The 23,995-nt window shown below is 67.8% G+C and carries 19 protein-coding genes and 1 pseudogene; 9 read left to right on the plus strand and 11 right to left on the minus strand.

Annotated elements, in window-relative coordinates; genetic code table 11:
* The first annotated feature begins 107 nt into the window (after nt 1-107).
* The 3 genes from ACWPN5_RS11890 to ACWPN5_RS11900 all read left to right on the plus strand — a co-directional run bounded on the left by ACWPN5_RS11890 (nt 108) and on the right by ACWPN5_RS11900 (nt 3,219).
* Complete coding sequence (locus tag ACWPN5_RS11890) at nt 108-1,118, plus strand: TRAP transporter substrate-binding protein (protein ID WP_145686765.1); 1,011 nt, start codon at nt 108-110, stop codon at nt 1,116-1,118.
* Between the two features lie 119 nt (nt 1,119-1,237).
* Nucleotides 1,238-1,924, plus strand: a complete 687-nt coding sequence (locus tag ACWPN5_RS11895; RefSeq protein WP_200477473.1) for a TRAP transporter small permease — start codon at nt 1,238-1,240, stop codon at nt 1,922-1,924.
* Nucleotides 1,921-3,219, plus strand: a complete 1,299-nt coding sequence (locus ACWPN5_RS11900) for a TRAP transporter large permease (protein ID WP_137114664.1) — start codon at nt 1,921-1,923, stop codon at nt 3,217-3,219. The genes ACWPN5_RS11895 and ACWPN5_RS11900 overlap by 4 nt, the downstream gene beginning before the upstream one ends.
* Nucleotides 3,220-3,326: 107 nt before the next feature.
* Here ACWPN5_RS11900 and ACWPN5_RS11905 read toward each other — a convergent pair whose 3' ends face one another.
* The 3 genes from ACWPN5_RS11905 to ACWPN5_RS11915 all read right to left on the minus strand — a co-directional run bounded on the left by ACWPN5_RS11905 (nt 3,327) and on the right by ACWPN5_RS11915 (nt 6,237).
* On the minus strand, nt 3,327-3,683 hold the full coding sequence (locus tag ACWPN5_RS11905) for a zinc ribbon domain-containing protein YjdM (RefSeq protein ID WP_145686769.1): 357 nt from the start codon (nt 3,681-3,683) through the stop codon (nt 3,327-3,329).
* A 119-nt stretch (nt 3,684-3,802) separates the two neighbouring features.
* Complete coding sequence (locus ACWPN5_RS11910) at nt 3,803-5,401, minus strand: methyl-accepting chemotaxis protein (protein WP_186466122.1); 1,599 nt, start codon at nt 5,399-5,401, stop codon at nt 3,803-3,805.
* An 83-nt stretch (nt 5,402-5,484) separates the two neighbouring features.
* Nucleotides 5,485-6,237, minus strand: coding sequence for a hypothetical protein (locus ACWPN5_RS11915; protein ID WP_492295483.1), 753 nt, complete (start codon nt 6,235-6,237; stop codon nt 5,485-5,487).
* 221 nt (nt 6,238-6,458) lie between these two features.
* Between ACWPN5_RS11915 and ACWPN5_RS11920 the strand changes: the two are divergent.
* Nucleotides 6,459-8,511: pseudogene (locus ACWPN5_RS11920) on the plus strand (molybdopterin oxidoreductase family protein).
* 117 nt (nt 8,512-8,628) lie between these two features.
* On the plus strand, nt 8,629-9,723 hold the full coding sequence (locus tag ACWPN5_RS11925) for an NAD(P)H-dependent flavin oxidoreductase (RefSeq protein WP_492295485.1): 1,095 nt from the start codon (nt 8,629-8,631) through the stop codon (nt 9,721-9,723).
* 10 nt (nt 9,724-9,733) lie between these two features.
* On the opposite strand, the gene ACWPN5_RS11930 is transcribed toward ACWPN5_RS11925, so the two are convergent.
* From ACWPN5_RS11930 to ACWPN5_RS11940, 3 genes are all read right to left on the minus strand, one after another.
* Nucleotides 9,734-10,771, minus strand: a complete 1,038-nt coding sequence (locus tag ACWPN5_RS11930; protein WP_492295487.1) for a GGDEF domain-containing protein — start codon at nt 10,769-10,771, stop codon at nt 9,734-9,736.
* Nucleotides 10,772-10,890: 119 nt separating this feature from the next.
* Complete coding sequence (locus ACWPN5_RS11935; RefSeq protein ID WP_145686776.1) at nt 10,891-11,403, minus strand: pentapeptide repeat-containing protein; 513 nt, start codon at nt 11,401-11,403, stop codon at nt 10,891-10,893.
* A 79-nt stretch (nt 11,404-11,482) separates the two neighbouring features.
* Nucleotides 11,483-11,977: a thioesterase family protein gene (locus tag ACWPN5_RS11940; RefSeq protein ID WP_145686783.1), complete on the minus strand. Its 495-nt coding sequence runs from the start codon at nt 11,975-11,977 to the stop codon at nt 11,483-11,485.
* A 136-nt stretch (nt 11,978-12,113) separates the two neighbouring features.
* Between ACWPN5_RS11940 and ACWPN5_RS11945 the strand changes: the two genes are divergently transcribed.
* Nucleotides 12,114-12,569: a hypothetical protein gene (locus tag ACWPN5_RS11945; RefSeq protein WP_492295490.1), complete on the plus strand. Its 456-nt coding sequence runs from the start codon at nt 12,114-12,116 to the stop codon at nt 12,567-12,569.
* A 67-nt stretch (nt 12,570-12,636) separates the two neighbouring features.
* Here ACWPN5_RS11945 and metH read toward each other — a convergent pair whose 3' ends face one another.
* Genes metH through ACWPN5_RS11965 form a run of 4 tightly spaced genes read right to left on the minus strand, consistent with a single transcriptional unit; the run spans nt 12,637 to nt 18,575 of the window.
* The gene (gene metH, locus ACWPN5_RS11950; RefSeq protein WP_492295492.1) at nt 12,637-16,128 is read right to left on the minus strand and encodes a methionine synthase; all 3,492 of its coding nucleotides are present in this window, start codon (nt 16,126-16,128) and stop codon (nt 12,637-12,639) included.
* 58 nt (nt 16,129-16,186) lie between these two features.
* Nucleotides 16,187-16,660: a DUF29 domain-containing protein gene (locus ACWPN5_RS11955; RefSeq protein WP_145686794.1), complete on the minus strand. Its 474-nt coding sequence runs from the start codon at nt 16,658-16,660 to the stop codon at nt 16,187-16,189.
* A gap of 53 nt (nt 16,661-16,713) precedes the next feature.
* Complete coding sequence (gene metF / locus ACWPN5_RS11960) at nt 16,714-17,595, minus strand: methylenetetrahydrofolate reductase [NAD(P)H] (RefSeq protein ID WP_492295494.1); 882 nt, start codon at nt 17,593-17,595, stop codon at nt 16,714-16,716.
* On the minus strand, nt 17,592-18,575 hold the full coding sequence (locus tag ACWPN5_RS11965; protein ID WP_492295496.1) for an ArsR/SmtB family transcription factor: 984 nt from the start codon (nt 18,573-18,575) through the stop codon (nt 17,592-17,594). The genes metF and ACWPN5_RS11965 overlap by 4 nt, the downstream gene beginning before the upstream one ends.
* Before the next feature lie 409 nt (nt 18,576-18,984).
* On the opposite strand from ACWPN5_RS11965, the gene ACWPN5_RS11970 reads away from it, so the two are divergent.
* From ACWPN5_RS11970 to ACWPN5_RS11980, 3 genes are all read left to right on the plus strand, one after another.
* Complete coding sequence (locus ACWPN5_RS11970) at nt 18,985-19,761, plus strand: MlaA family lipoprotein (RefSeq protein ID WP_492295498.1); 777 nt, start codon at nt 18,985-18,987, stop codon at nt 19,759-19,761.
* A gap of 92 nt (nt 19,762-19,853) precedes the next feature.
* Nucleotides 19,854-20,474 carry an MlaC/ttg2D family ABC transporter substrate-binding protein gene (locus ACWPN5_RS11975; protein ID WP_492295500.1) on the plus strand — a complete coding sequence of 207 codons (621 nt, stop codon included), beginning with the start codon at nt 19,854-19,856 and terminating at the stop codon, nt 20,472-20,474.
* A 194-nt stretch (nt 20,475-20,668) separates the two neighbouring features.
* Nucleotides 20,669-22,150 carry a pentapeptide repeat-containing protein gene (locus ACWPN5_RS11980; RefSeq protein ID WP_492295502.1) on the plus strand — a complete coding sequence of 494 codons (1,482 nt, stop codon included), beginning with the start codon at nt 20,669-20,671 and terminating at the stop codon, nt 22,148-22,150.
* Between the two features lie 51 nt (nt 22,151-22,201).
* Here ACWPN5_RS11980 and ettA read toward each other — a convergent pair whose 3' ends face one another.
* Nucleotides 22,202-23,878 carry an energy-dependent translational throttle protein EttA gene (ettA, locus tag ACWPN5_RS11985; RefSeq protein ID WP_137138788.1) on the minus strand — a complete coding sequence of 559 codons (1,677 nt, stop codon included), beginning with the start codon at nt 23,876-23,878 and terminating at the stop codon, nt 22,202-22,204.
* Between the last annotated feature and the right edge of the window lie 117 nt (nt 23,879-23,995).

Genomic DNA, 23,995 nt, shown 5'->3' on the forward strand with positions numbered 1-23,995 from the left:
CAGCTACGGATTTCCACAATAGCGTCGGCGGCGAAATTATCGAACAATGAAAGAATATCAAAGGCCGGACCATCAGTCTGACCAACAACAAGTGGAGGATGACCCCTATGAAGTTCGTTTCGCTGCTGTGCGCCACCGTCGCCGCCGGCTGCCTGATGGCCGCCACCGCCGCCACCGCGCAGGAGCCGATCGTCATCAAGTTCAGCCACGTCGTCGCTCCGGAAACCCCGAAGGGCAAGGGCGCCGAGAAGTTCAAGCAGCTCGCCGAGCAGAGCACCGGCGGCAAGGTGAAGGTCGAGGTCTATCCCAACAGCCAGCTCTACAAGGACAAAGAGGAGCTGGAGGCCCTGCAGCTCGGCGCCGTGCAGATGCTGGCCCCGTCGCTGGCCAAGTTCGGCCCGCTGGGCGCCAAGGAATTCGAGATCTTCGACCTGCCCTACATCTTCCCCTGCAAGGCCGCCCTGGTGAAGGTCACCACCGGCCCGATCGGCAAGCAGCTGTTCCAGAAGCTGGAGAACAAGGGCATCACCGGTCTGGCCTATTGGGACAACGGCTTCAAGATCATGAGCGCCAACAAGCCGCTGCACGCCACGGCGGACTTCAAGGGCCTCAAGATGCGCATCCAGTCGTCGAAGGTGCTGGACGCGCAGATGCGCGCGCTCGGCGCCCTGCCGCAGGTGATGGCCTTCTCCGAGGTCTATCAGGCGCTGCAGACCGGCGTCGTCGACGGCACCGAGAACCCGCCGTCCAACATGTACACCCAGAAGATGCACGAGGTGCAGAGCAACGCCACGCTCTCCGACCACGGCTATCTGGGCTACGCGGTCATCGTGAACAAGAAGTTCTGGGACGGCCTGCCGGCCGACGTCCGCACCCAGCTCGACGGCGCGATGAAGGAAGCGACCGAGTACGCCAACAACATCGCCCAGGAAGAGAACGACAAGGCGCTGGAAGCGATGAAGGCCGCCGGCAAGACCAAGTTCTACGAGCTGACCAAGGACGAGCGCGCGTCGTGGCGCCAGGCCATGCTGCCGGTCCACGAGGACATGGCGTCGCGCGTCGGCAAGGAACTGCTGGCGAGCATCAAGACCGAGACCGACGCCGCCAAGTGCGAGTGATCACGAGAGTCTGATCGGGCGGCACCACCGCCCGGTCCAATCAAGCAAGACCAACGCACAGCCTTCGGCAAGCGCCCGCGCGTACGACGCGGGCGCTTCCTCCTGCGCGCGGAGCCACCATGCCCATGAAAATCCTAGACCATCTGGAAGAGGTTATTATCGCCTTCCTGATGGCCGCGGCGACGACGATCATCTTCGTTGCCGTCGTCCACCGTTACGCCGCCGGCATCCCCGTCATCCAGGATTACATCCTACACTGGAATCTGGCCTGGGCGCAGGAACTGTGCATCTACATGTTCGTCTGGATGGCGAAGTTCGGCGCCGCCTACGGCGTCCGCACCGGCATCCATGTGGGCGTGGACGTGCTCATCAACAAGCTGTCGACGCCCCTGCGCGCGAAATTCATCGTGTTCGGCCTGCTGGCCGGGGCGACCTTCACCGGCGTGGTCGGCACGATGGGCTCCACCTTCGTCTGGCACATGTCGGACACCGAGCAGGTGTCGGCCGACCTGGAATGGCCGATGTGGATCATCTATCTGGCGATCCCGCTCGGCTCCTACCTGATGTGCTTCCGCTTCCTTCAGGTGATGGTGAACTTCCTGCGCACCGGCGAACTGCCGCACCACGACCACGGCCATGTCGAGGGTCTGGAGGAGGACACCACCGACCCGCAGCGCGCCGCGCAGGACGTCAACTGGTACGAGATGGACGACAACCTGCACCCGCACGACATCGCCCATCACGAGGGCCGCAAGCCCGGCAACGGCCCTGTCATTGGTAAGGGACCGAAGGAGAACGACCGATGAACGCCGCCATCATCTTCGGCCTTCTGCTGGTTCTGATGCTGACCGGCATGCCGATCTCGATCTCGCTCGGCCTGACGGTTCTGACCTTCCTCTTCACCATGACCCATGTGCCGATCGAGGCCGTGGCGCTGAAGCTGTTCACCGGCATCGAGAAGTTCGAGATCATGGCGATCCCGTTCTTCATCCTGGCCGGCAACTTCCTGACGCACGGCGGCGTGGCCCGGCGCATGATCAACTTCGCCACCGCGATGGTCGGCCACTGGCACGGCGGCCTCGGCCTTGCCGGCGTGATGGGCTGCGCCCTGTTCGCGGCGGTGTCCGGTTCCAGCCCGGCGACCGTGGTGGCCATCGGCTCCATCGTGCTGCCGGCGATGGTCGCCCAGGGCTTCCCGAAGCAGTTCGGCGCCGGCGTCATCACCACCTCGGGCGCGCTGGGCATCCTGATTCCGCCGTCCATCGTGATGGTGATGTACTGCGTCGCCACCAGCGGCACCGCGCACTCCGCCTCGGTCGGCCAGCTCTTCATGGCGGGCGTCATCCCCGGCCTGATGCTGGCCTTCGTGCTGGGCGGCGTCACCTGGTACCGCGCGCGCAAGTTCGGCTATCCGCGCCTGCCCAAGGCCAGCCTGGGCGAGCGCTTCAAGGCCTTCCGCGAGGCGATCTGGGGCCTGTCGCTGATCGTCATCGTCATCGGCGGCATCTATTCCGGCGTCTTCACGCCGACCGAAGCCGCCGCGATGAGCGCCGTCTACGCCTTCATCATCGCGGTCTTCGTCTACAAGGACATGCCGCTGCGCGGCGTACCGAAGGTCCTGCTGTCCTCGGCCAGCATGTCGGCGATGCTGCTCTACATCATCACGAACGCGGTGCTGTTCTCGTTCGTGCTGACGTCGGAGAACATCCCGCAGGCCATCGCCGACTGGATCGTCAGCCAGGGTCTGGGCGTGATCGCCTTCCTTCTGGTGACCAACATCCTTCTGCTGATGGCCGGCAACTTCATGGAGCCGTCGTCCATCGTGCTGATCATGGCGCCGATCCTGTTCCCGGTCGCCATGAAGCTGGGCATCGATCCCGTCCATTTCGGCATCATGATGGTGGTGAACATGGAGGTCGGCATGTGCCACCCCCCGGTGGGCCTGAACCTCTACGTCGCGTCGGGCATCACCAAGATGGGCATCACCGAGCTGACCGTGGCCGTCTGGCCGTGGCTGCTGGCGATGCTGGGCTTCCTGGTGCTGATCACCTACGTGCCGATCATCTCCACCTGGCTGCCGCGCGCGCTGGGGATGATGTAACCCCTCCGCGACGGGCGATGGCCCATAAGGAAAACCCCTCGCCGGAGCGATCCGGCGAGGGGTTTTCCTTTTCCGGGGAAGCCGGGGCGCCGTAGACCTTCTTGGCGTCAGGCCTTCTTGACGAATTCCGACTTCAGGTTCATGGCGCCGATGCCGTCGATCTTGCAGGCGATGTTGTGGCCGTCGGCCCCATCGACCAGACGGATGTTCTTCACCTTGGTGCCGCCCTTGACGACCAGGGACGAGCCCTTGACCTTCAGATCCTTGATGACCGTCACCGCGTCGCCGTCGCTCAGCGCGTTCCCGTTGGCGTCCCGCACCCCCTGGTCCGCCGCGGCCTCCGCACCCGCGCCGCCTTCGGCCTGCGGGTTCCATTCATGGGCGCATTCGGGGCAGATCCACAGCATGCCATCCTGATAGACATGCTCGGAGTTGCATTTCGGGCACTTCAATCCGTCGTCCATATCATCCTCGCCTTTCGGGACCGGCATCCTAGTGCGGCGAGGCGAAAAGCGGAAACGCAACTTGCCCGCGGCGGGCATGCGCGCCCACCGCAGGCCAGTTGCGTGTCATCGCGGGCCGTTTACGCCGCCTTGATCGAAGCCAGGAACCTCTGCACCTCGTCGCGCAGATCGACGAAGCGCGCCTGGAGGGTCTGGGCGACCTCCACCGACTCCCGGGCCGCCGTCGCCACCTCCGACGAGGCGCCGGAGGCGACCGCGATGCTGCGGGTCACCGTGTCGGCCTCGCCGGCCACGGTGCGGACCTTGTCGGCGATCTCGCCGGTCGCGGCCAGCTGCTCCTGGACCGAGGCGGCGATCTCCGCCGAGCGCTGGCTGAGCTGCCCGATGGTTTCGGTGATGGCGCCGATGGCGGACACCGTCTCCTGGGTCACCGACTGGATGGCGCCGATCTGGGTGGCGATCTCCTCCGTCGCCTTGGCGGTCTGGCTGGCCAGGTTCTTCACCTCGCTCGCCACCACGGCGAAGCCCTTGCCGGCTTCCCCGGCCCGCGCCGCCTCGATGGTCGCGTTCAACGCCAGCAGGTTGGTCTGCCCGGCGATCGAGGTGATGAGGCTGGTGATCTCTCCGATCTTGGCGGCGCCGGCGGCCAGCGCCTCCACCGTCTTGCGGCTGGCGTCGGCGCGGTCGATGGCCTGGGCGGACATGGCGACCGACTGCTTCACGCTCTCGGCGATGCTGCGGATCGACTGGGTGAGCTGCTCCGCCGCCGCGCTGGCGGTCTGGACGGTGCGGCTGGTCTCGTCGGCGGCGCCGGCCACCGACGAATTGCACTGGTCGGCGCGCAGCGCGCTCTCCAGCATGCTGCCGGCGCTGCCCTTCATCTGCGAGGCGGCGGTGGAGGCCTCCCCGACCGTCGCCTGGACCGAGCGGTCGAAGGCCGCGGCAAGACGGGTCAGCCGCTCGCCCCGCTGCGCCTCCTCGGCCTGCCGGGCGAGCTTCTCGGCCTCCAGCCGCTGGCGCTGCTGGGCGTTCTGGCGGAGCATGTCGATGGTGCGGGCCATCGCTCCCATCTCGTCGCGGCGGTCCAGCGCCGGCACGGCGACCGCGTAGTCGCCCTGGGCGAGCCGCCCGACCATCGCGGTGATCTGCATCAGTGGACGCGTGATGGCCGAGACGACGAAATAGAGCGCGGCCATGATGGCGAGGAAGGCGACCGCCCCGACGGCGATCTGGGTCACCGCGTCGGCGGTCACCCGCGCCTCCACCCGGTCGGTGCGCAGGCGAAGCACGAACTCGCCGATGGTCTTGCGCTGCCCGGCTTGCCCGCCGACGATGGGTTTCACCACCTCGATGAAGCCCTTGGCGGCCTTGGTGTCGCCGACCTCGGCGACCACCTTGGCCTTGTCGTCGCGGACCTGGGCGCCGAGGAAGTCGGGGTCGGAGGACGGCGCTTTGGCGACCTCGCGCACCTGCTCGGTGTCGAAGTCATAGAGCGGGATCGCCGCGGCGCGAGCCTGCAGCGAGGCCACCATGTCGGCGCGCGCCGCCAGCGTCTCCTTGGCTTGGTTGGCCGAGCTGTGCACGCCCCAGGCGATGGCCAGCACCTGATAGACCAGCAGCACGCCGCCGATCAGCAGCAACGCCCGCAGGCGCAAGCCCAAACCCCCAGCCTGCTGGCCGCCGCCCTGAGTGCCGTCCGCCGAACCGATGACCGTCATGATCCGCCCTTTTTCCTTCTGAACAACCGGTTGCCGAACGGTCGGCGCGCGACGGCGCCCCCGGCGGAGTCAATGGGATGGCGTTACTGGGTCGCCTTGAACCCGGCTTCGAGCTTCGCCAGGACCGCCTCGGCGTCCGGGGTCTTCTTCGACACGACGATGTAGACGTCCAGGCTCTGGACCGGCGTGGCCTTGAGGTCGGGAGGCGTCTTCCCGCCCAGCGCCTGCTGCATCGGCAGCGAGTATTGCAGCAGCGTCGGCGCCCGGCCGGCCTGGAGAAGCTGCAGCGCCTGGTCGGCGGTGCGGGCGTCGACCATCTGCACCTTGTTGGCCGGGTCCTCCATCCAGGCACGCCAGCCGCCGTAGGAATAGCCGTTCAGCGCGATGACCGCCTTGCCGGCCAAGTCCTCCTTCGCCTTCACCGCCGGTGCCTCGCCGATGCCGTAGGCGTTCAGCTCGATCCGGGCGATGGGGGCCGCGCTGATCAGCGTGGTGCCGTCAAACTCCTTGACCGTGCGGATGCCCAGGAAAATGTTGAACTCGCCCTCCGTGATTCCGGAGAAGAGGCGACGGGCCGGGGCCAACTCCGCGGTGTAGGCGATGCCGGCCGCCTTGGCCGCCTTGTCGAAGGCCTCGATCAGACTGCCCTTGGCGGCCCCGCCGTCGGTCTGGGTGTAGGGCGGGAACTCCACATAGCCGAGCTTGATGGCATCCGCCCGCGCCGTGGCGAGCCCGGGAGCGGCCATGCCGGCGACAGCGCCGACCACGGCCCCGATGAAGGTGAGCATCCCGGCCCGCAACGCCCGCCGGGCGTCCCCGGCAATATTCGCGATCATACGGCTTCCCCTTGCAGCGTTGATCCATGCCTCAAACGCGTCATGCACGCTCTATGAGTGCATTTTTTCGAAACATACATCTTTCCGAGACGCGCCACCACAAGGATAGGGCTGCAATATTGAAATCTGATGGCAGTCCTTAAACAATCCAGACCGGTTGCGGAAAGCCGGACGGCGGACATAAGCTGACCACCGCTTTCCACCCGCCGAGGCGTCCTCCCGTGAACTCCGTCTTCCTGCCGACCGCCTGCCCGCACGACTGCCCCAGCACCTGCGCCCTCGAAGTGGAGCGGGTGGCGCCGGACCGCATCGGCAAGGTCCGCGGGGCGGCCGCCAACAGCTACACCGCGGGCGTGATCTGCGCGAAGGTCAGCCGATACGCCGAGCGGGTCCACTCGCCCGACCGGCTGAAGACCCCCTTGCGCCGCACCGGTCCGAAGGGGTCCGGCCAGTGGACGGCGATCGGCTGGGACGAGGCGCTGGACCGCATCGCCGACGCCTTCCTCGACGCCGAGCGGGTCCATGGTCCGGAGGCCGTCTGGCCCTATTTCTACGCCGGCACCATGGGGTTGGTGCAGCGCGGCGGCATCCAGCGGCTGCGCCACGCGAAGGGCTATTCCCGGCAGATCAGCACGGTCTGCGACACGCCGGCCAACATGGGCTGGCTGGCCGGCCACGGCGACATCCGCGGCGCCGATCCGCGCGAGATGGCCGACAGCGACCTGATCGTGAACTGGGGCGGCAATCCGGTGGCGACCCAGGTCAACGTGATGACCCACGTCAGCCGTGCCCGCAAGGGCCGCGGGGCGAAGCTGGTCACCATCGATCCCTACCGCACCGGCACGGCGGAGGTGTCGGACCGTCACCTGATGCTGCGCCCCGGCACCGACGGCGCGCTGGCCTGCGCGGTGATGCATGTGCTGTTCCGCGACGGTCTGGCCGACCGCGCCTATCTCGACCGCTACGCCGCCGGGGCGGACCGGCTCGAAGCGCATCTCGCCACCCGCACCCCCGAATGGGCGGCGGCGATCACCGGCCTGACGGTGGAGGAGATCGTCGACTTCGCCCGAACTCTACGGAACGACCAAGCGCAGCTATCTGCGGCTGGGCTACGGGCTGACGCGCGCCCACAACGGGGCGGCGCAGATGCACGCGGTGTCCTGCCTACCGGTCGTCACCGGTGCCTGGGCGCACAAGGGCGGCGGAGCGCTTTACTGCTCGTCGGGCATCTACAGCATCGACCGCACCCTGTCGGAGGGGCTGGACCGGCTGGACACATCGGTGCGCGGCTTCGACCAGTCGCGCATCGGCGCGGTGCTGACCGGGGAGGACATCGCCAGCGGCCCCCCGGTCACCGCCATGCTGATCCAGAACACCAACCCGGCGGCGATCTGTCCGGACAGCGCCCGCGTGCGCCGCGGCTTCCTGCGCGACGACCTGTTCGTGGCGGTGCACGAGCAGTTCATGACCGACACGGCGCAGTTGGCCGACCTCGTCATCCCCGCCACCACCTTCCTGGAGCATGACGACCTCTACCGCGGCGGCGGGCAGATGCACATCCTGATCGGCCGCAAGGTGATCGAGCCGCAGTTCGAATCGCGCGAGAACCACTGGGTGATCGCCGAACTGGCCCGCCGCGTCGGCGCCGAGCATCCGGGCTTCGGGATGAGCGCGCTGGAGATCATCGACACCATGCTGAAGACCTCCGGCCTGACCGACGCCGCCACCCTGACGGAGCAGCGCTGGATCGACGCCCAACCGGATTTCGAGACCTCGCATTTCCTGAACGGCTTCGCCTTCCCGGACGGGCGCTTCCGCTTCGCGCCGGATTGGGCGGCGCTCGGCCCCTACGGCGCCGGCCAGTTGCCGGACCTGCCGGACCACATGACGCCGGGCCGCCCGGCGGACGCGGAGCATCCCTTCCGCCTCGTCACCGCCCCGGCGCGGCAGTTCCTGAATTCCAGCTTCACCGAGACGGTGACCGCGCAGCGCCGCGAGGGCCGTCCGACCGTCCTGATCCATCCGGAGGACGCGGCGGACCTCGCCCTGGCCGAGGGCGACGCCGTGCGCCTCGGCAATGGGCTGGGCAGCGTCGTCGTCCACGCCAAGCCCTTCGCCGGGGTGCCGCGCGGGGTGGTGATCGTGGAAGGCATCTGGCCGAACAGCGCCTTCCTGGAGGGGATCGGGATCAACACCCTGACCTCGCCCGAGCCGATTCCGCCGGCCGGTGGTGCCGCCTTCCACGACACGGCGGTGTGGCTGCGCGCCGCCTGAGGCGGCTCCCGAATCCATCACCCGACATGATCCGTCCCATCTGAACAAATCGTTTTTCAGCATGGCCGGACTGTCCTAGCCTCCCTCCGCGGATCATCGAATGCGGAGGGCGGCGCGATGCCGGTTCACACCACTCTGACCCAGCGCCTGGGCCTGTCCCACCCCATCGTCCAAGCGCCAATGGCCGGGGGCGCCGACACGGCGGACCTCGTCGCCGCGGTGGGCGAGGCGGGCGGCATCGGCTTCATCGGGGCGGCCTACCTGACTCCGGACCAGATCGCCGAGCGGGGACGGGCGATCCGCGCCCGGACCGCCCGCCCCTTCGGGATCAACCTGTTCGCCCCCCTGCCCGCACCCGACGCGCCGGACGTCGGCCGGATGGACGCCGCGGTCGCCCGCATCGCGCGCTACCACGCCGACCTTGGTCTGCCCGCTCCCGGGACACCAGCCCTGACGGCCGACGGCTTCGCCGCCCAACTGGCCGCGGCGCTGGACTGCGGGGCGTCGGCCGTCAGCTTCACCTTCGGCATCCCGCCCGCCGACGCGCTGGCCGCCATCACGGCGCGCGGCCTGCTGCTGATCGGCACGGCGACCAGCGTCGAGGAGGCCATCGCGCTGGAGCGGGCCGGCATGGACGCGGTGGTCGCCCAGGGGGCCGAAGCCGGCGGGCACCGCGGCAGCTTCGCGACGGGTGCCGAGGCGGTGGATTTCGCCGCCGGACTGGTCGGCACCATGGCGCTCGTCCCGCAGGTGGTGGACGCGGTGACCCTGCCGGTTCTGGCCTCCGGGGGCATCATGGACGGGCGCGGCATCGCGGCAGCCCTGGCCCTGGGCGCCGCCGGGGTGCAGATGGGCACCGCCTTCCTGACCTGCGTGGAGGCCGGCATTCCCGAGGCGCACAAACAGGCGATTCTCGACGCCCGCGAGACGCAGACGCGGGTGACCCGCGCCTTCTCGGGCCGTCCGGCCCGCGGCATCGTCAACCGCGTCATGGAGGACATCGCGGACGGCGACGCCCTGCCCTTCCCCCTGCAGAACGCCCTGACCCGCCCGATGCGCAGCGCCGCCGCCCAGCAGGGCCGGGCGGAGTTCCTCTCGCTGTGGGCCGGTCAGGGGGTGCGGCTGGCGCGGCGGCAGACCGCGGCGGCTCTGATGGCTCGTCTGACAGGCGAAACCGACGCCGCAATCCGGCGCCTGACCGGACGCACCTGACGGGCGGCGCTCAACCCGCCACCGTCGCCTCCGCGCAGACGCGGTTGCGCCCGCCGCGCTTGGCGGTGTAGAGCGCCTCGTCGGCGCGGCGCAGCAGGGCCAGCAGGTCCTCACCGGGGCGGTATTCCGCGGCGCCAACCGACAGGGACACCGATCCGTAATTGGCGTTGCGCGTCCGGTTGATGATCTGCCGCGACCCCACGGAGGCGCGGAGCTGCTCGGCCACCTTGACCGCGTTGGCAAGCGCGGTGTGGGGCAGGATGACGCTGAACTCCTCCCCGCCGTAGCGGGCGACGGTGTCGCGGCCCTTCACCCCCTCGGTTAGGACCTTGGCGACCAGCTTCAGCACATGGTCGCCGACGAGATGGCCGTGGACGTCGTTGAAGCGCTTGAAATGGTCGATGTCCACCATCAGCAGGGTCATCGGCATGCCGGTCTGCAAAGCCTCCTCGACGGCGGAGGCCAGCGCCAGATCGAAGCCGCGCCGGTTGGCGATTCCGGTCAGCCCGTCGGTCATCGCCTCCCGCCGCGCGGAATCCAGCACGACTCGCAATTCAGCGAGTTGCTGGCTGGATTCGAGGAGCTGGCTCTGCAGGCGGGTCTGGCGGTCGACGATGGCGGTCGTCTCCGCCGCGATGGCCGCCACCATCGCGCGCAGCTCGGCCAGGCTCATCGGCTGGTCCAGCTCTCCGCGGAAGCCGGCCAACGTCTGCCCGTAGCGATCGGTCTCCGACCCGACGCTGCCCAACTGGTCGAGGATGCGCCCCAAGGCGACGCGCGCCCGCTCCGACGTCTCTCGGATGGCCTGGGCCTCGGCGTCCAATGTGAAGAAGCGCTTGTACAGCTCGTCGCAATGGCCTTGCGACAGCACGGCACCGTCGCGCTGGGCCAGTTCGATGGCCCGCGCCAGCTCCGGATTCTGCCCGCCGAAATAGGCGTACCAGAGGGTGAAGTTCTCCGGATTCGGCAAAAGCCCATGCGCGGCGATCCGATCCATGGCGCGGCTCGCGAGAATTCGCGCCGTCTCGAAATCCTGATCGCCCGCCATTATGCCCGCCTTTCCACCAACCTTTGAAAAAAAGCTACCGCAGCGGGAAAGAGGCGAGCAAGCGACTTTCCAGTTGAGACATTATATTACAATCGAATGGAAATTTACCTGCGAATCCTTCAGTTGCACTGGCCCACGGATTTCGCGGCGCAGACCGTCGTGCCGTCGATCCAGGTGGCGCCCGACAGATCGGCGTGCCGCAGGTCCGCCCCGCCCAGCCGCGCCCCGGTGAAGTCGGCGTTCTGCAGGATGGCGTTCACCAGCTTCGCGTTGCGCAGGTCGGTTTCCTTGAGGGAGGCCCCGGTCAGATCGGCCCGCGTGAAGTCGGCCTCGATCAGGCGGGCGCCGTCCAGCTTCACCCCCGGCATGGTCGCGCTGAAGAATTTCGCGCGATAGCCGTCGATGTCCGACAGGTCGGCGTCTTTCAGCGTGGCCCGCTGGAACGTGGCGTCGCGCAGCATCGCCCCGGCCAGCTTCGCAGACGACAGATCGCGCCCGTCGAAATAGCAGCGGCGCCAGTTCACCTTCGGCTGCGCCGGGTCGGTGCATTCGGCCAATGCGGCGGAGGGGACCAGGGCAGTGCCCAGGAAGGTGGAAAGTACCGCGAAGGCGGCGAAAATTGTCGTCTTCATGCGCCAACAGATAGTGTCGCGGGTGCCGAATAACAAAGGGTCCGGCGCAACAAAAGGCGGTGGCGGGAGCGACGTACCGTCACGCCCCCTTCGGCGCGCGCAGCCCGACCGAACGCCCGGCCTGCGGCGGCACGGGCAGAGCGGCGTGCTCCGCCGCGGTGCGGGCCAGCCGTTCCGCGGCGTCCGGCGCCAGCGGCACCGACCGGCGCTCCGCCAGATCGACATGGAGCAGGACGAATTCGGCCGTGGCGGCGAGGAAGCCGTCCTCCTCATGGCGCATCTCGTGGAACAGATGCAGCCGCTTGGCGTCCGCCCCCAGGACCAGGGAGGTGAAGGTCAGCCCGTCGCCCTCCGTCACCTCGCGGGCGTAGGTCAGATGCGCCTCCACCGCGAACATCGACCGCCCCTCGCCCTCCGCGTAGGCCTTGCCGATCCCGAAATGGTCGAGCACGGCGTCGGTCGCGTGATCGAAGGCGAGCAGGTAATAGGCCACGTTCATGTGGCCGTTGTAGTCGATCCACTCCGGGCGGACGGTTTCCCGGTGCAGGCAAAGCGGGGCGGGCGAATGGTTCATGCCCTCAAGGATAAGCGATGCTGCCACGCTTTGGGAACCGGCTTGCTCGAAGCGACCACGCACACGCTCAGGTTTTTTAAGCTCTGAACAACCATCCTTCACGAGTGCCGCATGCCCCTCGTTCCATAGGATGGAGATGCGACGAACACGCGCCTCCTCCTTTCAAAACGCAGAGGTGACCATGTTGGCATTGGCTCAAAACGCAAACAGCAAGACTGATTTTGCCAAAGCTCACGAAAAGGTGCCCGACTTGATCGTCGACCTGGAGAATGTGGCGCTGGCAACGCTTCAAAAATACGTCGACACCACGTTCAGCAACAGGCGCCAATATGATTTCACCGGCCGGAACGGCGCCCGTGCATTGAGCGCTTTGGAAAAGGCCGCCTCCAGCGGAGCCCCCACCTGCACGGTCTTGTGGAACATCCACCAGCACCAGACCCGTCCGCTGAAAGCCGCCGGCAAATGCAAACATTTCACCGTTCGGGTGCCGGGCGAACAGACCGATCTGCATTTCTACGTCAACACCGATGGCAGCCGGATCAGCTACATCAGCTTCGACGCCGACACCTATTACCAGATCAAGAAGTTCTAAAAGCAGGTCACAATCCGCATCGGACTCCGTCGCCTCCGCCAGTCGCGGAAGCGACGGTTCCTTATCATCACACGCTGAAGTACTTCGCCCGCGGGTGGTGGAGGACGATGGCGGACGTGCTCTGCTCCGGGTGGAGCTGGTGCTCGTCGGACATCTCCACGCCGATCCGGCCGGCGTCGAGGAGCGTCAGAAGCTGCTCCTGGTCGGCGAGGTTCGGGCAGGCCGGGTAGCCGAAGCTGTAGCGGCTGCCGCGGTAGGCCTGCTGCAGCAGCTTCTCCTTGTCGCGGCTGTCCTCGGCGCCGTAGCCCAGCTCCGCGCGGATGCGGGCGTGTACATACTCCGCCATGGCCTCGGTCATCTCCACCGACAGTCCGTGCAGGTAGAGATAGTCCTGGTAACGGTTCTCGGCGAACCAGTCCCGCGCCACCTCGGCGCAATGCTGGCCCATGGTGACGATCTGCAGGCCCAGCACGTCGCGCTCGCCGTCGTTCACGTCGCGCAGGAAGTCGGCGATGCACTCGCCGTCCTCCTTGGCCTGACGCGGCAGGGTGAAGCGGGCGACCTCGCTGGTCCCGTCCTCGGCGAACAGGATGACGTCGTCGCCGTCGGCCGCCGCCTTCCAGTAGCCGTAGACCGCCTGAGGCCGCAGGATCTCTTCCTTCGCGGCGATCTGGAGGATGCGGTCAAGCACCGGGCGAAGCTCCTTCTTCGCCCACTCCTTGAACTCCTCGAAGGACTTGCCGTCCTTCCGGTAGCCCCACTGGAGCTGGTAGAGCATCCGCTCGTTCAGGTAGGTCACCAGCGTCTTCAACGGCACATGCTCGATGACCTTCGGCCCCCAGAAGGGCGGCGTCGGCACCGGCACGCCTTCGGCCAGACGGGCGCGGCGGGCGCGGGCGGCGTCCTTGTCCACCGGACCGACCGTGGCGCTCGTCGCCTGACCGAGCACGCGGCGGCGGTTGACCGCCCGCCCCGCCCGCTTGGCCTGCTGGATGGCGAGCTGCTGGTCGAAGCTGCCGCCCACCACCTGATCCATCAGGGTCAGCCCGTCGAAGGCGTCGCCCGCATAGGCCACGCGGCCCGAGCCGTAGGAGGCCACGCAGTCCGTCTCCACATAGGCGCGGGTCAGCGCGGCGCCGCCGAGCAGCACCGGAACCTCCAGCCCCTCGCGGGTCATCTCCTCCAGATTCTCGCGCATGACGACGGTGGATTTCACCAGCAGGCCGGACATGCCGACGGCGTCGGCCTTGTGCTCCTTCGCCGCCTGGATGATCGCGCCGACCGGCTGCTTGATGCCCAGGTTGACGACCTTGTAGCCGTTGTTGGTCAGGATGATGTCGACGAGGTTCTTGCCGATGTCGTGGACGTCGCCCTTCACGGTGGCCAGCACCATGGTGCCCTTCTGCTGGCCGTCCAGCTTCTCCATGTGCGGCTCCAGCCACGCCACGGCGGCCTTCATGGTCTCCGCGGACTGGAGCACGAAGGGAAGCTGCATCTTGCCGGCGCCGAACAGCTCGCCCACCACCTTCATGCCGTCGAGCAGGTAGGTGTTGATGATCTCCAGCGGCGGGTGGGTCTTCATCGCCTCGGCGAGATCGTCCTCCAGCCCGGTGCGGTCGCCGTCGACGATGCGCTCCTTCAGCCGCTCCTCGACCGTCTCGGCGCGGGCCTTCTTCTTGGCGTCCGCGGCCTTGCGGCCTTCGAACAGGGCAATGAAGGCCTGGAGCGGGTCATACCCTTCCGCACGGCGGTCGAAGATCAGGTCCTCGGCGGTCTTGACCTCTTTCTCGGGAATCTGGTGCAGCGGCATGATCTTCGACACATGCACGATGGCGCCGGTCATGCCGCGCTTCACCGCGTGGTCGAGGAAGACCGAGTTCAGGACGTGGCGGGCCGCCGCGTTCAGGCCGAAGGAGACGTTGGACAGGCCCAGGATGATCTGGCAGCCGGGCATCTCGCGGCTGATCGCCTCGATGCCCTCCAGTGTCCAGATGGCCAGCTTGCGGTCGTCCTCGTTGCCGGTGGCGATGGTGAAGGTCAACGGGTCGAACAGCAGGTCGTGGGCCGGCAGACCGAACTCGTTGACCGCGAGGTCATAGAGGCGCTTGGCGACGGCGAGCTTGCGCTCCGGCGTCTTCGCCATGCCCTCCTCGTCGATGGTCAGCGCGATCACCGCCGCGCCGAACTTCTTGGCGAGCGCGAGGCGCTTGCGGGCCGGCTCCTCGCCGTCCTCGAAGTTGATGGAGTTGATGATCGCCTTGCCGCCGTAGAGCGCCAGCGCCTTCTCCAGCACGATGTATTCGGTGGAGTCGATGACCAGCGGCGCGGTGACCGAGCCGGCGAAGCGCTGCACGACGGCCTTCATCTCCGCCACTTCGTCGCGGCCGACGAAGGCGGTGCAGACGTCCAGCGTGTGCGAGCCTTCCTTCACCTGCTCGCGCGCCATCTCGACGCAGCCGTCCCAGTCGTTCTTCTCCTGAAGCTCCCGCCACTTCTTGGAGCCGTTGGCGTTGCAGCGCTCGCCGATGGCGAAGAAGGCGTTCTCCTGGCGCAGCGTGACCTGGGAGTAGAGCGAGGCGACCGCGGGCACCCAATGGACCGTGCGGCCCTTCGGGTTCGGGCGGTGCGAGCCGGCCGGGGCCAGCTTGCGCAACATCTGGTTCGCCGCCGCGATGTGCGGAACGTTGGTGCCGCAGCAGCCGCCGACGAGGTTCACCCCGTCCTCGGTCACGAAGCGCTCCAGCCAATGGGCGAAGTCGTCGGCGCGCAGCGGGTAGTGCGTCTTGCCGTCGACCAGCTCCGGCAGGCCGGCGTTCGGCTGCACGGAGACGAGGCCCGGCCAGTTTTGGGTCAGCCACTTCACATGCTCGCTCATCTCCAGCGGGCCGGTGGCGCAGTTCAGGCCCATCAGCGGCACGTCCAGCGCCTGGATCACCGTGGCCGCCGCGGCGATGTCCGTGCCGACCAGCAGCGTGCCCGTGGTCTCCACCGTCACCTGGACGAAGACCGGCGTGTCGCTTCCGGCCTCGGTGCGGGCGCGCTTGATGCCGTTGACGGCGGCCTTGATCTGCAGCGGGTCCTGGCAGGTCTCGACCAGGATGGCGTCGGCGCCGCCGGCGATCAGGCCGGCCGCCTGGACGAAGAAGCTGTCCTCAAGATCCTGGTAGGGGATGTGGCCCAGGCTGGGCAGCTTGGTGCCCGGCCCGACCGAGCCGATGACGAAGCGCGGCTGCCCGTCCGAGAAGGTTTCCGCCGCCTCGCGCGCCAGTTCGACCGCGCGCTGGTTGATCTCAAACGCCTTCTCGGAGATGCCGAATTCGCCCAGCGTCACCGGGGAGGCGCCGAAGGTGTCCGTCTCCACCATGTCCGCGCCGGACTCGAAATAGCCGCGGTGGATTTCCCGCACGATGTCCGGACGCGAGAGCGGCAGGATGTCGGTGCAGTTCTCGTGCCCCCAGTAGTCCTTCTCCACGTCGAGGTCGAGCGCCTGGATGCGGCTGCCGAACCCGCCGTCGCAGAGCAGGACGCGGTCGCGGAGAGTGTCGAGAATGTGCGGCATGGGAAGATCGGGTCCGTTTCGGAAGGAAGGTCGTGCGGAAAGTCAGGGAATCGGCGTCTCAGACGAGATCGTGGCGGTTCACCGGCCACCAGTCTTCGTCAAGAAGCTGGTCAAGTCCGTAAGGGCATTCGGAAGGAAGGGCATGTTCATCAACGCGATCCTGTCCAAGCCCGTCGGTGGCGAAGCCGCGTCCACGGCGGAACGCGGACGGAAGATCGACATGCCCCTTCAGGCTGGGACTGTCGGCCAGCGCATCGACGGCCGCCGCACGCTGTTCGCGTACGGACTTCCGCCAACCGCTGCGCGGGTCGGAAGCCGGAGAGAACTCCAGTTTCAAAAGATGCTCGATGATACGGGCAAGATGGCTGTTGATCGCACGCCGGTCGTTCCTGCCCATGTCCTCGATCTCCTCCGCCACATGATCCCAATCAATGGGCGTGTTGAGGCGTTCGCGGGCGGCCTCGCGGAGAAGGCGGGCCTGTTCCTGGGTCCAGGCGTAGAAGTCGTCGTCGTAGCCGATCCGGCTGTCCATGGCCCTTCCTCCGCGACCGCGATCATCCGCAACACCCTAGCACAGGGGGGCGGTCAGGACACCGCCGGCTGCTTGGCCTTGACGCCCAGCATCCGGCAGATGGCCACCGTCAGGTCGGAGCGGTTCAGCGTGTAGAAGTGGAAGTCCTTGATGCCCTGGGCCTGAAGCGCCTGGCACTGCTCGGCCGCCATGGTCGCGGCGACGAGTTGCCGGGTCTCCGGGTCGGAATCCAGCCCCTCGAAGGTTTCGGCAAAGCGCTGGGGCATCGCCGCCCCGCACTTGCCGGCAAACTCGACCGCGCGGGCGAAGTTGGTGATCGGTAGAATGCCGGGCACGATCGGCACGGTGATTCCGGCGGCGGCGCAGCGGTCGATGAAGCGGAAATAGGCGTCGTTGTCGAAGAAGAACTGGGTGATCGCCCGCGTCGCCCCGGCGTCCACCTTGCGCTTCAGGTTGTCGAGGTCGAACTGCGCGCTCGGCGCCTCCGGATGGGATTCCGGATAGGCGGCGACGGAGATCTCGAAGTCGGCGACCTTCCTCATCCCCGCCACCAGATCGGCGGCGTAGGCGTAGCCGCCGGGATGCGGGACGTAGCGCCCGCCCACCCCGCCCTCGGTCTCCGGCGGATCGCCGCGCAAGGCTACGAGATGGCGGATGCCGGCATCCCAGTAGGTGCGGGCGATGGCGTCGATCTCCTCGCGCGTCGCGCCCACACAGGTGAAGTGGGCGGCGGCGGGGATGCCCGTCTCCTTCTGGATGCGCGTCACCGTGTTGTGCGTGCGCTCGCGCGTCGAGCCGCCGGCCCCGTAGGTCACCGAGACGAAGGACGGGCCGAGCGGGGCAAGACGCTGGATCGCCTGCCACAGGCTCTGTTCCATCTTCTCCGTCTTGGGCGGGAAGAATTCGAAGCTGACCGACGGGGTGCCGGACGTCATGACTGGGCTCCGCTGATGGAGAGGATGGAGGGGTTGGCCGGCGATGCGCCCTTCGCGGCGCGCACCGCCGGCCAGATGGATACGGTAAGCGGTTCGCCCGGCAGATGCACCACGGGGCCGCAGTCCAGACCGCAGTGGCGGCACCAGGCGGCGACCTCCGCGTCGGCGAAGCCCAGGCGGCGGTGCGCGTGCTCCGCCCGCAGGGTCTCCAGGGCGTGGGGAGCAAAGTCGACCACCAGCAGCAGGCCGCCGGGCCGCAGCACCCGCGCCGCCTCGGCCAGAAGGTCGGCCGGGAACTCCGCGAAATGCAGCACCTGATGGACGACCGCCGCGTCGAAGGACCCGGATGGGAAGGGAAGCTGGTACATGTCCGCCTGCCGGACGTGGCAGTGGCGGAGCGCCGTGTCCTCCAGCTTGGTGCGGGCGATGGACAGCATCTCGCGCGACTGGTCCACCCCCACGGCGCGCCGGGCCCACGGGCCCAGCACCTCCAGCATGCGGCCCGTGCCGGTGCCGATGTCCAGCAGGTCGCCGATCCCGTCGGCGGGGATCAGGCGTAGCAGAGCCTCCTCGACCTCGCGCTCCGCGACATGCAGGGAGCGAATCTCGTGCCAGCGGGCGGCGTTCTCGCGGAAATAGCTGGCCGCCGCCTCGGAGCGGGCGCGCTTGATCGCCTCCAGCCGTTCCAGGTCCAGCGTCAGGGTCGGGTCGTCGGACGGGATCGCGTCCACCAGCACCCGCGCCAGCTCTGCCGAGGCGCCGCGCTCCGTCAGCCGGTAGAAGGCGAAGGTTCCCTCGCGGAAGCGGTCGAGAAGGCCGGCGTCGCACAGCAGCTTCAGATGGCGCGACACCCGCGGCTGGCTCTGGCCCAGGATCTGGGTCAGCTCCGTCACCGTCAACTCGCCATGCGCGCACAGCGCCAGCAGCCGGAGCCGCGTGGTCTCCGCCGCCGCCTTCAATGTCGCAAGCAGTTCGTCCATGACCGCCGGCACCGCCCCGAATCACCCCGAAGGATCGGCGGACCACCACGGTCCGCCATGCGGGATACAGATATAAAGATATCTTTATGCAGCGTAAACACGTTTTCACCGGTTTCCCCGTCCAATCGGGGAGCCACGGCCGACGGGACGCCCGGACGTGGCGCGAAGGGCGCGGCAATCCTACCACATCAGGCGGTATCCGTACGGTGACCTCGCGTGGCACGCTGGTCAAAAGGCGGCGCCTGTGTTAGGCACGGATCAAAGGGATCGCGCGGATTTTCCGGGCGATGTCCTGTCCGGCAGCCTCCGTTGCCGCCCGTCGGGGGGACTTTCCCATCGGACGTGGCGCAATGGGAGCGCGGAACGGATGCCCCGCCCAAAGTCGTGTCCCCAGAAAGAGCCGTCGCCGATGAAGCTGGCCAATCTCTCCCGCTCCCTTCTTCGCTCGGCCGCCGTGGCCGTTGTCGCCCTCGGCATGGTGGGCTGCGCGACCGCGCCCGGCAGCAACGAGGCCGACGCCACGGTCAGCGATCCGCTGGAGATCCCCAACCGATTCGTCTTCGCCGTCAACGAGACCGCGGACATCCTGCTGATCCGTCCGGCGGCGGAGGTCTATGTCGGCGTCGTCCCCGACCCGATGCGTCAGGCGGTGCACAACTTCATCCAGAACCTGCTCGGCCCGCTCTACATCGCCAACAACCTGCTGCAGGGCAATTTCGAGGGCGCCCAGATCGCCACCGGCCGGTTCATGACCAACACCATCCTCGGCCTCGGCGGTCTCGCCGATGTGGCGACGGAGGCCGGCATCGGCGACCGTCCGGAGGATTTCGGCCAGACGCTGGGCGTCTGGGGCGTAGGACCGGGCCCCTATGTGGTGCTGCCCTTCCTCGGCCCGTCGAACGTCCGCGACACGCTGGGCTACGGCGTCGACACGCTGGCCGACCCGTTCCGCATCGGCACCAACGCCGCCGGGGCGGACAACGCCATGTACGGGCGGACCGCCGCCGCCGGCCTGGACCGCCGCTCGCAGCTCCTGCGCGAGATCGACGATCTGCGCAAGAACTCGCTGGACTTCTACGCGACGGCCCGCAGCCTCTACGCGCAGCAGCGCCGCGCCGCGATCGCCAACGACATCGCGCCGGCGACGCCGGAATTCCCCGATTTCGACGAACCCGCCAAGAAATAAGGAGGAGGCCTGCCGCGGCGCGACCGTCCGCGCTCGATCCTTTCGCCGATTGAGTGTTGACAAAGCCCCCGCGGCAGCCACTTTTGCCTGCCATGCTGATGACACGTCGCCTGTTTCTTGTGTGCGCGGCCCTGCTCGCGGTGAGCAGCTGGGCCGGCCGTCCCGCCGCCGCACAGTCGGCCGATCCGGGCGCGACCGCGTTCATCCAATCGCTGGGGAACGAGGCCGTCGCCACCTTCTCGAACAAGAGCCTGTCGCGCGAACAGGCGGTGCAGCGCTTCCGCACCCTGCTCTACCAGGGCTTCGACGTGGCCTACATCGGTCGCTGGGTGCTGGGCCGCTACTGGAACTCCGCCACGCCGCAGCAGCACGACGAGTACCAGAAGCTCTTCGAGCGGCTGATCGTCAACACCTACGCCGACCGCTTCGTCGAGTATTCGGGCGAGACCTTCCGGATCACCGGGTCCCGCGTGGAAGGCGAAGCGGACACCATGGTCTCCACCCAGATCGTCCGTCCCAACGGCCCGCCGGTGAATGTGGACTGGCGCGTGCGCAAGCGCGACACCTCCTACAAGATCATCGACGTGGTGGTCGAGGGCGTCAGCATGGGTGTGACGCAGCGCCAGGAATTCGCCTCGGTCATCGGCCAGAACGGCGGACGGGTCGAAGGGCTGCTCCAGGCGCTCCGCCAGAAGGTGGGCAGCGCCGGCTGATCCTTCGCTCCGCACGCCCGGAACGACCGGACCATCTAAAGGGCCGCCTTCGGGCGGCCCTTTTTCATGGCCTCTTTTTCATGGCCCCTTTTTCATGAAGGCCCGAACGGCGATTCCGTGACGAACCCCGTCGGAAGGGGTATGGTCGCGCCCGAAGCCTCTCTTGTGTGTTGCAGCAGCGGGCGCCCCATCCGATGGCCGACCGGACTCCGAATGAGATCGATGAGATCAAGGCGATCATCCTCGCCCACCAGACGTGGCTGACGCGCCGCGGCGGGCGGCGGGCCGACCTCAGCTTCCGCGATCTTTCGAATCTCAACCTGGACCGGGTGAACCTGAACGGGGCGAAGCTGGCCGGGGCCAATCTGGTCGGCGCCCGCCTCGTCCGGGCCGACCTCTCGCAGGCGGACCTGTTCGGCGCCGATATGGAAGGGGCGAACCTGACCGCCTCGACGCTGATCGGGGCGGATCTGCGCGGCGCCAACCTGCACCGGGCCATCCTGACCGACGCCAACCTGCGCGGGGCCGACTTCCGCGCCGGGTCGCTGATGAACGGGACGGACGACAAGCCGCGCAGCGACGGCGTCACCCGCCTGACCGAGGCGAAGATGGAGCGCTCCATCCTGGCCGGCGCGAACTTCACGGGCTGCGACCTCAGCGGCGCCGACCTGAACGACGCCGACCTGACAGGCGCCGACATGACCGCGGCCGTCCTGGTCGGCGCCGATTTCTGGGGCGCCACGCTGGACGGCGTGACCTTCGACGGCACGACGATCGACGAGGCGACGCTCGACCGCAACTACCTGCCCACCTCCCTTCCCCAGAACGCCATCGTCAGGCCGGCCTACAAGCCGATGCCGTCGGGTGCCTTCCTGGAGGCCGTCGCCGAGCATGAGCGGTGGGTGAACAGCCACGGCGCGGAGGGCCGCCATCTCGATCTCGACCTCGTGTCGGTGATCGGGGCCGACCTGACCGGGCGCGTGCTCGCCGCCGCCCGGCTGCGCCGCTGCCGTCTGATGGGGGTGCGGCTGCGCAAGGCCAGCCTGGAGATGGCCGACCTCTCCTACACCGAGATGATCGGGGCCGACCTGACGGAGGCCTGCCTGAACGGCACCAACCTTCGCCGCGCCGGGCTGTCCCGTGCCGTGCTGGCGCGCGCCGACGCCCGCCCCGCCCGTCTGTCCGGCGACCGTCCCTGGCCCGCCAACTTCGACGGCGCGAACCTGACCGGCGCCGACCTGCGCGACGCCCGGATGGAGGACGCGGTGCTGCGTTCCGCCAAGCTGGGCGGGGCGAAGCTCGACGGCACGGGGATCACGGTGGCGGTGGATACCGCGCCGCCGCCGCCCCCAGCACCGGTGGAGCGGCGATCACAGAAACGCTACGCCCAGCCCTGTCTGGTGATCCGGACCGACCGCGGCGCCCATTCCTCCCGCAACTGGTCGATCGGCGGGGTGTGCCTCTACGCGCCGGACAATCTGTTTGAGGAGGGCGAGACGATCGAGGGCCGCCTGTCCATGGCCGGGCGGGAGGACGTCTTCGCCACCGCGCGGATGGTGGTGGTGCACAAGGGCGTCGGGAAGGGGCAGGTGTCCGTGCGCTTCCACCAGTACGGCGACGATCTCAAGCAGCTCCTGAAGACCGCCTTCCTGGAGCATCAGAAGCTGGAAGGGTGACCGGAAGCCCCCCTCTCCCGCGGCGGGAGAGGGGGGTCGCCGGGGCCGCCGTTACGAACGGACGAGCGGCTTGTACTTGATGCGATGCGGATTCACCGCATCCTCGCCCAGACGGCGCTTCTTGTCGGCCTCGTAGGCTTCGAAGTTGCCCTCGAACCACTCCACATGGCTGTCGCCCTCGAAGGCCAGGATGTGGGTGGCGAGGCGGTCGAGGAACCAGCGATCGTGGCTGATGACCACGGCGCAGCCGGCGAAGCTCTCCAGCGCCTCTTCCAGCGCCCGCAGCGTGTCGACGTCCAGGTCGTTGGTCGGTTCGTCGAGCAGCAGCACGTTGGCGCCGGACTTCAGCATCTTGGCGAGGTGGACGCGGTTGCGCTCACCACCGGAGAGCTGGCCGACCTTCTTCTGCTGGTCCGGACCGCGGAAGTTGAAGGACGAGACGTAGGCGCGGCTGGGCATCGACTTCTTGCCGAGGTCGATGATGTCCAGCCCGTCGGAGATCTCCTCCCACACGGTCTTGTTCGGGTTCAGCGAATCACGGCTCTGGTCGACATAGCCCAGCTTCACCGTCTCGCCGACGCGGAAGGTGCCGGCGTCCGGCCCGTCCTGCTCGGTGATCATGCGGAACAGGGTGGTCTTGCCGGCGCCGTTCGGGCCGATCACGCCGACGATGCCGCCCGGCGGCAGGCGGAAGGACAGGCCGTCGATCAGCAGGCGGTCGCCGAAGCCCTTGTTGATGCTCTCGGCCTCGATGACGACGTTGCCCAGGCGCGGCGGCGTCGGAATGACGATGCGGGCCTCGCCCGTCGTCTCCTTGCCGCTCTCGGCGAGCAAGGTCTCGTAGGCGGAGATGCGGGCCTTGCTCTTGGCCTGACGGGCGCGCGGGGACTGCCGGATCCATTCCAGCTCGGTGGCGAGCTGCTTCTGGCGGGCCTCCTCGGCGCGGCCTTCCTGTTCCAGGCGCTTCTGCTTCTGCTCCAGCCAGGAGGAGTAGTTGCCCTCGTAGGGGATGCCTGATCCGCGGTCGAGTTCGAGAATCCAGCCCGTCACGTTGTCGAGGAAGTAGCGGTCGTGGGTGACCAGGACGACGGTGCCCTTGTAGTCCTCCAGGTGCTTCTGCAGCCACGCCACGGACTCGGCGTCCAGATGGTTGGTCGGCTCGTCGAGCAGAAGCAGGTCGGGCTTCTCCAGGAGCAGCTTGCACAGGGCGACGCGGCGCCGCTCACCGCCGGACAGCTTGGTCACGTCGGAATCGCCCGGCGGGCAGCGCAGCGCGTCCATGGCGATTTCGACCGTCCGGTCGATGTCCCAGGCGTCGGCGGCGTCGATCTTCTCCTGAAGCTCGGCCTGCTCGGCCATCAGCGCGTCGAAGTCGGCGTCCGGGTCGCCCATCGCCTCCGACACGGCGTTGAAGCGGTCCAGCAGGCCCTTGGTCTCGGCCAGGGCCTCCAGGACGTTCTCCTGAACCGTCTTCGTCGGGTCGAGCTGCGGCTCCTGCGACAGGTAGCCGACCTTGGCGCCCTGCGCGGCCCAGGCCTCGCCCGAATAGTCCTTGTCCAGGCCGGCCATGATCTTCATCAGGGTCGACTTACCGGCGCCGTTGACGCCGAGGACGCCGATCTTCACGCCGGGCAGGAAGGACAGCCAGATGTTGTCCAGAACCTTCTTGCCGCCGGGGTAGACCTTGGACAGGCCCTTCATCACATAGACATATTGATAGGACGCCATGCGCCGCTCCGACCCTTCTGCACAAAAAGGAAAAATCCAGGACGCCATCCGCGGCGCCACTTCGCTCGCTCAGGGTTTTAGCGCATAAGGACGCGGCATGAAACGGCGAAGGAGGGA

The sequence above is a fragment of the Azospirillum sp. UENF 211521 genome, assembly GCF_058780535.1.